Raw genomic sequence first — 12,036 nt, 5'->3', positions numbered from 1 at the left:
TTGTTTGCCCCGACGGCATATGGCCCAAGGGGCTCCCACCCCCCGACCCCTTACATCAGGATATGTCTCTCGCTAGCCGTCCCGAACAATCCGGTTATCCCTTTATCCAGCATGTCGGCATGTCGGCATGTCGGCATGTCGGCATGTCAAAATAGATGGCCCGATCAGATATACAGTGTCTAATCGGGCCAATCCTGAACACCCTCTCGCGCACGCCACAGGGCCAACCCCGCGCCCCCCTTACATTTTGAAGCGTCTTCACAGGAGCCCCCCTTGCTGCCGTGTCTGCATGTTGAAGCCTCCGGCCACAGGGCAATCCCTTGGCCCAACCTCTTGCGTCTCGGTTTTTGTCATCTGGGCCCATGGCCCATCCCGCCTCTGGCTTTCTGACAAGGGCAGCCTCTGATCCTGCCCGTTAATCTTGCGCCCCTTTCGCCCGTGGCAGTCAACACAGCGCGCCTGCGGGTTTCTCAGGCGCCCCGCCCTTGTGTAGGGAACACGGTGGCGAGCGCGGGGTTGACGAGAAAATGGGGAGCGCAACGGACACTGCGATGGCAAGCGATACGGGAGGTCCATGCGCCACAAACAGGAGGGAAACACTCTGGTCTGATGGCATATGAACTCATTTTTCAATCAAACCGCCATGACGCGACCATCCGGGGCGCGTTTCCCTCACCAGTCCCAGTCACCATCGTCGTTGCCGACTTTCATGCCAAGTTGCCTTTTATACAAAATCGCAACGTTGAAAACGTTTTTCATTCACCACTCGTCTACCTGAATGGCACGAATGGTTGGCCACTTAAACTTTCGTGTTCTTTTTTTACCATTTCTGTGTGTCCCCCCCTTGCCCGGGACCCTGAGCCTGCCTAAAATCGCGCGTCTTTTATCAACCCCACCTCTATTGTTGGAGAACACCACGTGAGCGAAAAATTGGCCAACCCTGCCCCTCTGGGTCTGATGGGTTTCGGTATGACCACCATTCTGCTGAACATCCATAACGCAGGTTTCTTCCCCATCAGCGCCATGATCCTGGCCATGGGTCTGTGCTATGGCGGTCTGGCCCAGATCATCGCCGGCATCATGGAGTACAAGCGTGGCAACACCTTCGGTGTCACCGCCTTCATCTCCTACGGCACCTTCTGGTGGAGCCTGGTGTTCCTGCTGGTGATGCCGACCATGGGTCTGGCCGAGGCCACCCCGCACGCCTACATGGGCTGGTACCTGCTGATGTGGGGCATGTTCACCCTGTTCATGCTGATCGGGACTGTCAACTTCCCCCGCGTGAAGCAGTTCGTGTTCGCCTCCCTGACCGTGCTGTTCTTCCTGCTGGCCGCCCGTGACTTCACCGGCAGCACCCTGATCGGCACCATCGCCGGTTTCGAAGGCATCATCTGCGGCGCCAGCGCCATCTACCTGGCCATGGCCACCGTGATCAACGAGCAGTTCGGTCGCACCGTGCTGCCCATCGGCGAGCAGAAGAAAGCCGCTCCCGCCCAGCTCAAAGCCGCTGCCTAAGCACCCGGCGACATCGCTGTCACGAAAAAGGCACCCTCGGGTGCCTTTTGTGTTTCTACCGCCCGGACACCGTGCCGGTCAGCCCTGCGCCCCGGGATCCCCAGCCAGCAATCGGGTGGCCGGGTAGCGGGCCGCGGGATCCTGGCCGTAGAAGCGGGCGAACTGGTCATAGACCGCGGGGTAGACGGCGCGCAGACGCAACGGATCGGTGAAGAAGCTCTCGCTGCACACCGCGAAGAATTCGGCGGGATGCGAGGCGGCGTAGGGGTCTATCTCGGTCACCTCCTCTCTGGTCAACTGATCGTTCATCTCGTCAAACGCACCTTGCAGCGCCCGGGTCCATTGCTGGGGATCCATGCCCCGCGGCAGGGGCGGTGCACCGTCCGCATCCCCTCCCAGCATGTCGAGCTTGTGGGCAAGCTCATGGATCACCAGGTTGAATCCGTCCCAGTCCCCGTCCTGCTGCAATTCGCTCCAGGCCAGCACCAGCGGCCCCTGGGGCCAGGATTCACCGGCGTTCTCCTCTTCAAATTCGCTCACCAGCCCGAACTCGTCCTGCACCTCCTGACGACGGGTCACGGGCTCGGGGATGATGATCACCTCGTGGAAACCTCGATACCAATCGAACCCCAGGTGCAGGATGGGCAGCACTGCCTGCAGGGCCAGCACCCCCTGCTGGCGGGGCGTCAGTTCCACCCCGATCTGGGTGAGGGTCTTGCGCGAGAGAAAATGGCGCGCCAGCTCCATCAGCCTCTGCGCCTCTTCTTCTTCAAGCCCCTGCAAGATGGGCACCGCAGCCAGCGCCTCGCGCCACTCCTGCTCTTCTGGGAGACGGGGCTCCCGGGGAGATGCACCACCCAATACCTCTTTCAACCTGGACCAGAACACACGGACTCCTCTTGCCAATCAGACAGCTTTCACAAAACGTTTCGGACGCTCGCAATACCCTTGCGCCAGATAAAATCGGTGCGCCCCTTCGCGCTTGAGGCTGCTGGAGAGCTCCAGCTGGCCGCACCCCAGGGCTGCCGCCCGCTGCTCTGCCGCCGCCAGCAGCAGGGCCCCGATGCCCCCTCCCCTTGCACTCTCATCGACAACCAGCGCCGAGATCAGGCCCCAGGCTGGTGCAAGGTGCATGGGTTGCAAGTGGTGCCACACCAGCACCCCCACCGGGCTCCCCTCGCACAGGGCCACCAGTACCTCCCGCGCCGGATCGGGCTGGGCCAGCCTGGCGCTGACCGCCCCGTCAGGGTTGGGGTAGCCCAGCTGGGCAAACAACCCCGTCAATCCGGCCCCATCCGCCTCCCCGGCGAGGCGAATGATGTATCTGTTTTCCCTTGTTGCCACTCCTGGCCTCCTATTTGCATTACCCCAATCAGCCCTCTGGGCATGGCAAAGCGGCAGATGATGGGTATGTACCGAATCTTGTCCAGTTCCATTCATCATTTGTTAATGTCAATTCACAAATTAACAAAGCCACAACACTTTTCACTAGGAAGGCCCTGAACAAACCGATATGTTAAATCCCGCGGACTAACCAGTCGAAAGTCCCGCACAATCCTGAGTGACCCCCTTGGTCACCGCATATTTCAATGTTAAGGGAGCGAGGCATATAGACCTCGCCAAGACAGCGCAACAAAGGAGTTGTTGTACATGAATGAGATCGTCAATGCCATCAATGGCGTGATTTGGAGCCCAGCGCTCATCTATCTGTGTCTGGGGGTAGGCCTCTACTTCTCCCTGCGCAGCCGTTTCCTGCAACTGCGTCATATCAAGGAAATGGTGCGCCTGATGTTCGATGGCAAGAGTACGGATGCGGGCGTCTCCTCCTTCCAGGCCCTTGCCATGACCCTGGCCGGTCGCGTCGGTACCGGCAACATCGCCGGTGTGGCCACCGCCATCACCTTCGGCGGCCCGGGCGCTCTGTTCTGGATGTGGATGGTTGCCTTCCTCGGCGCCAGCTCCGCCTTCGTGGAGTCCACCCTGGGCCAGGTCTACAAGGAGAAGATCAACGGTGAATACCGCGGCGGCCCGGCCTTCTACATCGAGAAGGGGCTCGGCATGAAGTGGTACGCCTGGACCTTCGCCATCGCCACCATCTTCGCCTGCGGCGTGCTGCTGCCGGGCGTACAGGCGAACTCCATCGGCTCCAGCCTGCAGACCGCCTTTGCCATCGATCCCAACGTGACCGCCGCCGGTCTGGCGCTGCTGCTCGGCTTCATCATCTTCGGCGGCGTCAAGCGCATCGCCAACTTCGCCAGTACCGTGGTGCCCTTCATGGCGCTGGGTTACATCATCGTGGCCTGCGTCATCATCGCCCTCAACATCGGCCAACTGCCGGGCGTGATCCTGCTCATCTGGAAGAGCGCCTTCGGGATGGACGCCGGCTTCGGCGCCATTCTGGGCTTGGCCATCATGTGGGGTGTCAAGCGCGGGGTCTACTCCAACGAAGCCGCCCAGGGCACGGGTCCGCACGCCTCCTCCGCCGCCGCGGTGAGCCACCCGGCCAAGCAGGGTCTGGTGCAGGCGTTCTCCGTCTACATCGACACCCTGTTCGTCTGCTCCGCCACCGGCTTCATGCTGCTCATCACCGGCCTGTACAACGTGCAGGGTCCGGACGGTGCCGCCCTCTACACCGGCATCGCCGGCGTAGCCGCCGGCCCAGGCTATGTGCAGACCGCCATGGAGAGCATGATGCCAGGCTTTGGCAACTACTTCGTCGCCATCGCCCTGTTCTTCTTCGCCTTCACCACCATCGTGGCCTACTACTACATCGCCGAAACCAACATCGCTTTTGTCAATCGCAAGATTAACCGCCCCTGGCTCACCTTCCTGCTCAAGCTGGCACTGATGGCATCCACCGTCTACGGCACCGTCAAGACCGCCGATCTGGCCTGGGGTCTGGGTGACATCGGCGTCGGCCTGATGGCCTGGCTCAACATCGGCGCCATTTTGATGCTGCAAAAGCCCGCCTTCGCCTGTCTGAAAGACTATGAGGCCCAGAAGGCAATGGGACTGGATCCCGTGTTCCACCCGGAAAAACTCGGTATCAAGAACGCTGACTACTGGACCGGCCGCCGTTCCGAGCAAAACCTGGAGCAGGAGCAATCCGGTCACCCCTTCGAACCGGACCGTCAGTCCACCTGAACCGTTGACCCCTAAACAGATAACAAAATGGCAGCCTAGGCTGCCATTTTTATTTGTGCTCTCTTGAGAGTGAGCGCCGGTTCAGAGCGCGTTGCGGCGGGGTCCGAACGGCAGGCGCCAGCGAAACAGGCTGTTGAGGGTCGCCCGCCACTGGTTGGGGCGCCCCAGGATCTGCCTCTGCAACCGGGTCTCTTCCTTGAGCATGGCCTCGTCACTGCGAGCCCAGGCCTGGGTGTAGAGCTGCTTGATCCCCGCCAGCGCATCCGGCGACTTGGTGATCAGGGTCCGGGCAAAGGCCCGCGCCTCTTCCAGGGGATCCGCGCACACCCGGCTCACCAGGCCGAGGGACTTGGCTTCGCTGGCTTCCAGCTCGCGCCCGCTCATGGCAAGCTCCATGGCGGTATCCATCCCCATCAGGTTGCGCAGGGTGACGCTGCCGCTCATGTCGGGGATGATGCCCCACTTGATCTCCATCACCGAGAAGCGGCAATCCGGGGTGCTGAAGCGAAAATCGGCGCCGAGCGCTATCTGCAGGCCGCCGCCAAAACAGACCCCCTGGGTCACCGCAATCACGGGCACCGGCAATTGATGCCAGCCATAGGCCACCCGCTGGGCCAGGTTGGTCGCCTCGTCCGCCTCGCGCTTGAGGATCTCCAGCGCCGCCACCGGCTGCCTCAGCATGGATTTCACATCCAGCCCGGCGCAGAACGCCCGCCCCTCCCCGTGCAGGATCACGGCCCGCAGCCCTTTTTGCCGGGATAGCGCGTTCAGCGTCTCGTCGATGGCGTCGAACATGGCCCGATCCAGCGCGTTGAGCTTGTCCCCCCGGCAGAGCATCACCTCGGCGATCCCCTCCTGAAACACCCATTTGACCCTTGGCTTTTCCATCTCCGTCTTCGTCCTTTTGATTCAACTGGTCATACCACAACGTTACCAGAGTGTTATGGGCAGGTACAGGGAGGCCGCCCCGGGCCTGCGACTAAAGTCGGCTGGCCCGGTGGTGGAGCCTTTGTCAGACTGGCCCCATGGTCACGGTGGAGCCTCTCATGTCACTTCTGTTCAATTTTGCCCGTCCACCGTTCGACGGCCTGGACGAGGAGGCACGCCAGCGGCTCGGTCAGCACCTCAGCATCTGCTACTTTCGCGCTGGCCAGACGGTGCAGCACGCCGAGGAGGAGCCCGCCGGGCTCTACCTCATCATCAAGGGGGCCGTGGAAGAGTCTGCCCCCCATCAATCCTTTGGCGACTATGGCGAGGGGGACATGTTCGACGTCCGTGCTCAGTTTGACGGGCACTGCCGCCACCGTTTCGCCGCCCTGGAAGATACCCTCTGCCAGCTCATTCCCCGCCCCGTCTTTCTGGCCCTGTGCGACGAGCACCCCCATATCGCCCGCTACTTCACCGCCACCCTGGCGGAGCGCCAGCGGGAGCAGGAGCGCCGCGGCCAGCTCGGACAGCAGAACCTGGCAGAGTTCATCCTGACCCGCATCGCTCCCGACCATCTGCAGGCGCCGCTCATCGTGGAAAGCAGCCTCTCGCTCTTGGCCGCCACCGAGGCCATGGTGGCCAGGGGCACCGACTGCCTGCTCTATCCCGGAGCAGACGGCAGCCTGAGCCTGGCCACCCGCAAGACCCTGCTCCACGCCCTCACCCTCAAGGGATTGCCGCTCAGTGCGCCGCTGGCGGTGCTGACTCCCACCCCGCTGACGGGTCTGCCACTGGGGAGCTATCTGTTCGATGCCCTGCTGCTGATGACCCGCCACCGCATCAAGCGCCTGGTCATCTGGCAGGGGCAGGAGGTGGCAGGCATCCTGCATTTGACCCAGGTGCTCGGGCTCTTCTCCACCCACTCCCATGTGTTGACCCTGCGCATCGCCCGCGCCGACTCCCCGGCCGCCCTCGAGGCGGTCGCCCGGGAGCAGCAGCAGCTCATTCGCTCCCTGTTTGCCCAGGGGATCCACACCCTGTTCCTGATGAAGCTCATCGCCACCATCAACGAGCAGTTGATCGCCAAGGCCTTTTCCCTGGTGATCCCCGCGGCGCATCAAGAGCAGGTGTGCCTGCTGATGCTGGGGTCGGAGGGGCGTGGCGAACAGATCCAGAAAACCGATCAGGACAATGCCCTGATCCTGCCGGATGGCCTGCCGTGGCCCACCCAGTCGGCGGATCTGGCCGCCTTCAGCGCCCTGCTGGCGCGCCTGGGTTATCCCCCTTGCCCGGGCAGGGTGATGGTCAACAACCCGGCCTGGGTGAAGCCGCTTGGCGGCTGGCTGCAAGGGATAGAGCAGGCCTGTGTGTGCGCCAGCGAAGCGGATCTGCTCTGGCTCGCCACCCTGGCCGATGCCCAGGCCATCACGGGAGATCGCGCCCGGCTCGCCCCCGTCGCCCGCCACCTGCGGGCCTGCCTCGCCGACCGGCCGGATCTGCTGGCGGAGATGGCAAGGGCCGCCGTCGCCTTTCACGCCCCCCTCACCCTCTTTGGCAGGCTGGAGCAAGCCCCGGAGGGGCTGGATCTCAAGCGGGGCGGCCTCTTTCCTCTGGTCCACGGCGTCCGGGTACTCTCCCTGGAGGCGGGGATCCTGGAGACCTCGACCACAGGACGCATCGAGGCCCTGGTGGGCCAGGGACGCCTCAGCCGGGACTATGGCACCAATCTGGCGGAGGCCTTCCGGCTGTTCATGCGGCTTCGGCTGCGCAGCCAGTTGCAGGAGGGAGACGGACGGGTGCGGGTGGCAGACCTCGGCCCCGCAGAGCGGGATCTGCTGCGCCATGCCCTGCACCAGGTGAAGAAGTTCCAGCAATGGCTCACCTTGCACTTTCGTCTTAGGCAATAGCGATGTGGATGCACTGGCGCCGCCGCTGGCTTGGCAGGACGTTTCGGGAGGGGGAGTTTGCCCCGCTCTTTGCCCGCCCTGCTGGCGACGAGTGGGTGGCGCTGGACTTCGAGACCACCAGCCTGGATCCGGCGCAGGCGGAGATCGTCTCCATCGGGGCGGTGCGCATCCGGGGCAACCGGATAGAGACGGGCGATGCCCTTGCCATCCGGGTCCAGGCTCCCGCCAGCCTGAGCGCCGGGTCCGTGGTGATCCACGGCCTGCGCCATCAGGATCTGCAACAGGGAATGGCACTGGAGCCCGCGCTGCGCGCGCTGCTGGAGTTCATCGGCTCCCGTGAGCTGGTGGGGTATCACATCGCCTATGACCTGCGCATTCTCAACCTCGCCTGCCAACGGCTGTGGGGGCTCACCCTGCCCCAGCGCGGCATCGAGGTCAGCCGCCTCTATCACGATCACCTCTATCGCCGCTATCCCGATGCCGCCATCGATCTGCACCTGGCCGCGATCTGTCGCCATCTGGCGCTGCCAGCCCTGCCCCCCCACGACGCCCTGAGCGATGCCGTCACCGCCGCCCTTGTCTTTGTTCGCCTGCATCAGGGCGGCCCGCTGGCTTATCCCAAAGTCTAATTGTCCGAAAATAACATTTAATTCACATTTTGCTTACATGGGCAGCCGTGCTGTCCGGTAGGGAACCCCTCATCCACCGCTGACATTCACTGTCATGGAGAACTGCAATGGAACAGCAACCGTATCTTCGGATCCAGCAAGATCCCAACTTCCAGGCACTGGTCGCCAAACGCCAGCGTTTTGCCTGGACCCTCTCCATCCTGATGCTGGGGCTCTACCTGGCGTTCATCCTGCTCATCGCCTTTGCACCGGGCTGGCTTGGCACCCCCTTGAGCGAAGGCTCCAGCATCACCCGTGGCATCCCGGTCGGGATTGGTCTCATCGTATCGGCCTTCGTGCTGACCGGTATCTACGTATTTCGTGCCAACGGCGAGTTCGACGAGCTGAACCAGAAGATCCTCAAGGGAGCGCAATCATGAAAGGCAAGTTTCTGCTGCCGCTGGCAGGTCTGATCTCCACCCCCTTGCTGGCGGCCGACGCCATCAGCGGCGAGGTGCAACGCCAACCCCTCAATATCTCGGCCATCGTGATGTTCGTGATCTTCGTGGCCGCGACCCTGTTCATCACCTACTGGGCCTCCAAGCGCAACCGCTCGGCCTCCGACTACTACGCCGCCGGCGGGCGCATCACCGGCTTCCAGAACGGTCTGGCCATCGCCGGTGACTACATGTCCGCCGCCTCCTTCCTCGGCATCTCCGCTCTGGTCTACACCTCGGGATATGACGGTCTCATCTACTCCATCGGCTTCCTGGTGGGCTGGCCCATCATCCTGTTCCTGATCGCGGAGCGGCTGCGCAACCTCGGCAAGTACACCTTTGCCGACGTGGCCTCCTACCGCCTCAAGCAGTCCTCGGTGCGCAGCCTCTCCGCCAGCGGCTCCCTGGTGGTGGTCGCCCTCTACCTCATCGCCCAGATGGTCGGTGCCGGCAAGCTCATCGAGCTGCTGTTCGGCCTCCAATACCATGTGGCCGTGGTGCTAGTCGGCATCCTGATGGTGCTCTACGTGCTGTTCGGCGGCATGCTGGCCACCACCTGGGTACAGATCATCAAGGCGGTGATGCTGCTCTCCGGTGCCTCCTTCATGGCCATCATGGTGATGAAGTCCGTCAACTTCGACGTCGGTACCCTGTTCAGCGAAGCGGTCAAGGTGCATGCCAATGGTGCGGCCATCATGAGCCCGGGCGGCCTGGTCGCCGACCCCATCTCCGCCATCTCCCTTGGGCTGGCCCTGATGTTCGGTACCGCAGGTCTGCCCCACATCCTGATGCGATTCTTCACCGTGAGCGATGCCAAGGAAGCCCGTAAATCGGTGTTCTATGCCACCGGCTTCATCGGCTACTTCTACATCCTCACCTTCATCATCGGCTTTGGCGCCATCCTGCTGGTCAGCACCAACCCGGACTTCAAGGACGCCACCGGCGCCCTGCTGGGGGGCACCAACATGGCGGCGGTCCATCTGGCCGATGCGGTGGGCGGCAGCCTGTTCCTGGGCTTCATCTCCGCCGTGGCGTTTGCCACCATACTGGCTGTCGTGGCCGGGCTGACCCTGGCGGGGGCCTCCGCGGTCTCTCACGACCTCTATGCTTGCGTCATCAAGGAAGGCAAGGCCAACGAGGCCGACGAGCTGCGCGTCTCCAAGATGACCACCCTGGTACTGGGTGTGGTCGCCATCGGCCTTGGCATCCTGTTCGAGAAGCAGAACATCGCCTTCATGGTGGGCCTGGCGTTCTCCATCGCGGCGAGCTGCAACTTCCCGGTGCTCTTCCTCTCCATGTTCTGGTCCCGCCTGACCACCCGTGGCGCCGTCTATGGCGGCTGGCTCGGTCTCATCAGCGCCGTGACCCTGATGATCCTGGGCCCCACCGTCTGGGTGAAAGTACTGGGTCATGCCCAGGCCATCTTCCCCTACGAATACCCGGCGCTCTTCTCCATGGGGCTGGCCTTCATCGGGATCTGGTTCTTCTCGGTCACCGACAAGTCCCAGGCAGCCTCCGACGAGCATGCGAAGTTCTTCCCGCAGTTCGTCCGCTCCCAGACCGGGCTCGGTGCCTCCGGCGCCTCCGCCCACTAAGTGGCATCCCACGCATCCAAGCCGGCCCAGTGCCGGCTTTTTTCATGACCGCCCCTCGCCTCCCCTCTGCAAGAGAGGCCGGAGCCCGTTGCCGGCCTGGTCGTGAAACCTTCCCCCCTGCAATGGGGCCAGATCACAGTTCCTGCTAAAACTTTCAGGGGATCTGTGCCATAATGCGCGCCATTTGACAGACCAACCGGGACATTCCAGTGCTTTCAAGCAACAACATCACCATGCAGTTCGGCGCCAAGCCGCTGTTTGAGAACATCAGCGTCAAGTTTGGCGGCGGCAACCGCTACGGCCTCATCGGTGCCAACGGCTGTGGCAAGTCCACCTTCATGAAGATCCTCGGCGGCGATCTCGAACCCACCGGCGGCAATGTGAGCCTGGATGTCAACGAGCGCATCGGTAAGCTGCGCCAGGATCAGTTCGCCTACGAAGAGATGCGCGTGCTGGACGTGGTCATGATGGGCCACACCGAGCTGTGGGCCGCCATCGCCGAACGCGATGCCATCTACGCCAACCTGGAAGCCACCGACGACGACTACATGAAGGCCGCCGAGCTGGAAGGCCTGGTCGCCGAATATGATGGCTATACCGCCGAATCCCGCGCAGGCGAGCTGCTGCTGGGTGCCGGTATTCCCATCGAGCAGCACAACGGCCCGATGAGCGAAGTGGCCCCGGGCTGGAAACTGCGGGTACTGCTGGCGCAGGCGCTCTTCTCCAACCCCGACATCCTGTTGCTGGACGAACCGACCAACAACCTGGACATCAACACCATTCGCTGGCTGGAGCAGGTGCTCAACGATCGTGAAAGCACCATGATCATCATCTCTCACGACCGTCACTTCCTGAACTCCGTCTGCACCCACATGGCGGATCTGGACTACGGCGAGCTGCGGGTCTACCCGGGCAACTACGACGAGTACATGCTGGCTGCCACCCAGGCCCGCGAGCGCCTGCTGGCCGACAACGCCAAGAAGAAGGCCCAGATCGCCGATCTGCAATCCTTCGTCTCCCGCTTCAGCGCCAACGCCTCCAAGTCCAGCCAGGCTACCTCCCGCCTCAAGCAGATTGACAAGATCAAGATTGAGGAAGTGAAGGTCTCCAGCCGTCAGAACCCCTTCATCCGCTTCGAGCAGGACAAGAAGCTCTACCGCAACATCCTGGAGATCGAAGGCGTCTCCAAGGGTTATGGCGACGGTCCCCTGTTCAAGGGGCTCAACATGATGCTTGAAGTGGGCGAGAAGGTCGCCATCCTGGGTACCAACGGGATCGGTAAGTCCACTCTGATCAAGACGCTGGTCGGTGCCCTGGCACCGGATACCGGCACCATCAAGTGGTCCGAGAACGCCCAGATCGGCTACTACGCCCAGGATCACGCCGAAGATTTCGACACCGATCTCAATGTGTTCGACTGGATGGCCCAGTGGAAGCAGGAGAACGAAGACGAGCAGGCGGTGCGCTCCGTGCTGGGTCGTCTGCTCTTCTCCCAGGACGACATCAAGAAGCCGGTCAAGGTGCTCTCCGGTGGTGAACAGGGCCGCATGCTGTTCGGCAAGCTGATGATGCAGCGCCCCAACATCCTGATCATGGACGAACCGACCAACCACCTGGACATGGAATCCATCGAATCCTTGAACCTGGCGCTGGAGATGTACAAAGGCACCCTGATCTTCGTCTCCCACGACCGCGAGTTCGTCTCCTCCCTGGCGACCCGCATCCTGGAACTGACCGAAGACGGCATCCGCGACTTCGGCGGCACCTACGAGGATTACCTGCGCACCCAGGGTGTGGTGTAATCCTCCGCTTTCAAGCAAAGCGATCAGAACCGGCGCCTCGT

10 protein-coding genes are annotated in these 12,036 nt (G+C 62.5%); 7 read left to right on the top strand and 3 right to left on the bottom strand.

The genetic code is table 11. The features are described from left to right. Positions 1-918 precede the first annotated feature (918 nt). Positions 919-1,515, top strand: coding sequence for an acetate uptake transporter (locus AB7E19_RS04870; RefSeq protein WP_029314465.1), 597 nt, complete (start codon positions 919-921; stop codon positions 1,513-1,515). A gap of 78 nt (positions 1,516-1,593) precedes the next feature. Here the strand turns inward: AB7E19_RS04870 and AB7E19_RS04865 are convergent, their stop codons facing one another. Together AB7E19_RS04865 and AB7E19_RS04860 are read right to left on the bottom strand one after the other, a co-directional pair. Then, the gene (locus tag AB7E19_RS04865; RefSeq protein WP_039039054.1) at positions 1,594-2,403 is read right to left on the bottom strand and encodes a zinc-dependent peptidase; all 810 of its coding nucleotides are present in this window, start codon (positions 2,401-2,403) and stop codon (positions 1,594-1,596) included. An 18-nt stretch (positions 2,404-2,421) separates the two neighbouring features. Beyond that, entirely contained in the window at positions 2,422-2,835 is a 414-nt protein-coding gene (locus AB7E19_RS04860; protein WP_408814027.1) for a GNAT family N-acetyltransferase, read from the bottom strand. A 330-nt stretch (positions 2,836-3,165) separates the two neighbouring features. On the opposite strand from AB7E19_RS04860, the gene AB7E19_RS04855 reads away from it, so the two are divergent. Next, positions 3,166-4,659, top strand: a complete 1,494-nt coding sequence (locus AB7E19_RS04855; protein ID WP_041215253.1) for an alanine/glycine:cation symporter family protein — start codon at positions 3,166-3,168, stop codon at positions 4,657-4,659. Positions 4,660-4,740: 81 nt separating this feature from the next. On the opposite strand, the gene AB7E19_RS04850 is transcribed toward AB7E19_RS04855, so the two are convergent. Next, on the bottom strand, positions 4,741-5,547 hold the full coding sequence (locus AB7E19_RS04850; RefSeq protein ID WP_010674581.1) for a crotonase/enoyl-CoA hydratase family protein: 807 nt from the start codon (positions 5,545-5,547) through the stop codon (positions 4,741-4,743). Between the two features lie 158 nt (positions 5,548-5,705). Here AB7E19_RS04850 and AB7E19_RS04845 point away from each other — a divergent pair, with 158 nt between their 5' ends. The 5 genes from AB7E19_RS04845 to AB7E19_RS04825 all read left to right on the top strand — a co-directional run bounded on the left by AB7E19_RS04845 (position 5,706) and on the right by AB7E19_RS04825 (position 11,995). Continuing rightward, the gene (locus AB7E19_RS04845) at positions 5,706-7,493 is read left to right on the top strand and encodes a putative nucleotidyltransferase substrate binding domain-containing protein (protein WP_427934686.1); all 1,788 of its coding nucleotides are present in this window, start codon (positions 5,706-5,708) and stop codon (positions 7,491-7,493) included. A 2-nt stretch (positions 7,494-7,495) separates the two neighbouring features. Beyond that, positions 7,496-8,122 carry a 3'-5' exonuclease gene (locus tag AB7E19_RS04840; protein WP_427934685.1) on the top strand — a complete coding sequence of 209 codons (627 nt, stop codon included), beginning with the start codon at positions 7,496-7,498 and terminating at the stop codon, positions 8,120-8,122. Between the two features lie 107 nt (positions 8,123-8,229). Continuing rightward, entirely contained in the window at positions 8,230-8,541 is a 312-nt protein-coding gene (locus AB7E19_RS04835) for a DUF485 domain-containing protein (RefSeq protein WP_039039049.1), read from the top strand. Beyond that, entirely contained in the window at positions 8,538-10,193 is a 1,656-nt protein-coding gene (locus AB7E19_RS04830; protein WP_322131228.1) for a cation acetate symporter, read from the top strand. Before AB7E19_RS04835 ends, AB7E19_RS04830 begins: the two co-directional genes overlap by 4 nt. 209 nt (positions 10,194-10,402) lie before the next feature. After that, positions 10,403-11,995: an ABC-F family ATPase gene (locus AB7E19_RS04825; RefSeq protein ID WP_010674576.1), complete on the top strand. Its 1,593-nt coding sequence runs from the start codon at positions 10,403-10,405 to the stop codon at positions 11,993-11,995. Positions 11,996-12,036 lie beyond the last annotated feature (41 nt).

This window comes from Aeromonas sp., from assembly GCF_050252055.1.
GTDB lineage: Bacteria > Pseudomonadota > Gammaproteobacteria > Enterobacterales > Aeromonadaceae > Aeromonas > Aeromonas caviae.
This window is presented reverse-complemented; position numbering and strand designations above follow the sequence as displayed.

What these genes read in the sequence shown, in the direction of transcription:
- AB7E19_RS04855 (WP_041215253.1), top strand. Translation starts at nt 3,166, where the DNA reads ATGAATGAGATCGTCAATGCCATCAATGGCGTGATTTGGAGCCCAGCG.
- AB7E19_RS04850 (WP_010674581.1), bottom strand. Translation starts at nt 5,547, where the DNA reads ATGGAAAAGCCAAGGGTCAAATGGGTGTTTCAGGAGGGGATCGCCGAG.
- AB7E19_RS04845 (WP_427934686.1), top strand. Translation starts at nt 5,706, where the DNA reads ATGTCACTTCTGTTCAATTTTGCCCGTCCACCGTTCGACGGCCTGGAC.
- AB7E19_RS04840 (WP_427934685.1), top strand. Translation starts at nt 7,496, where the DNA reads ATGTGGATGCACTGGCGCCGCCGCTGGCTTGGCAGGACGTTTCGGGAG.
- AB7E19_RS04835 (WP_039039049.1), top strand. Translation starts at nt 8,230, where the DNA reads ATGGAACAGCAACCGTATCTTCGGATCCAGCAAGATCCCAACTTCCAG.
- AB7E19_RS04830 (WP_322131228.1), top strand. Translation starts at nt 8,538, where the DNA reads ATGAAAGGCAAGTTTCTGCTGCCGCTGGCAGGTCTGATCTCCACCCCC.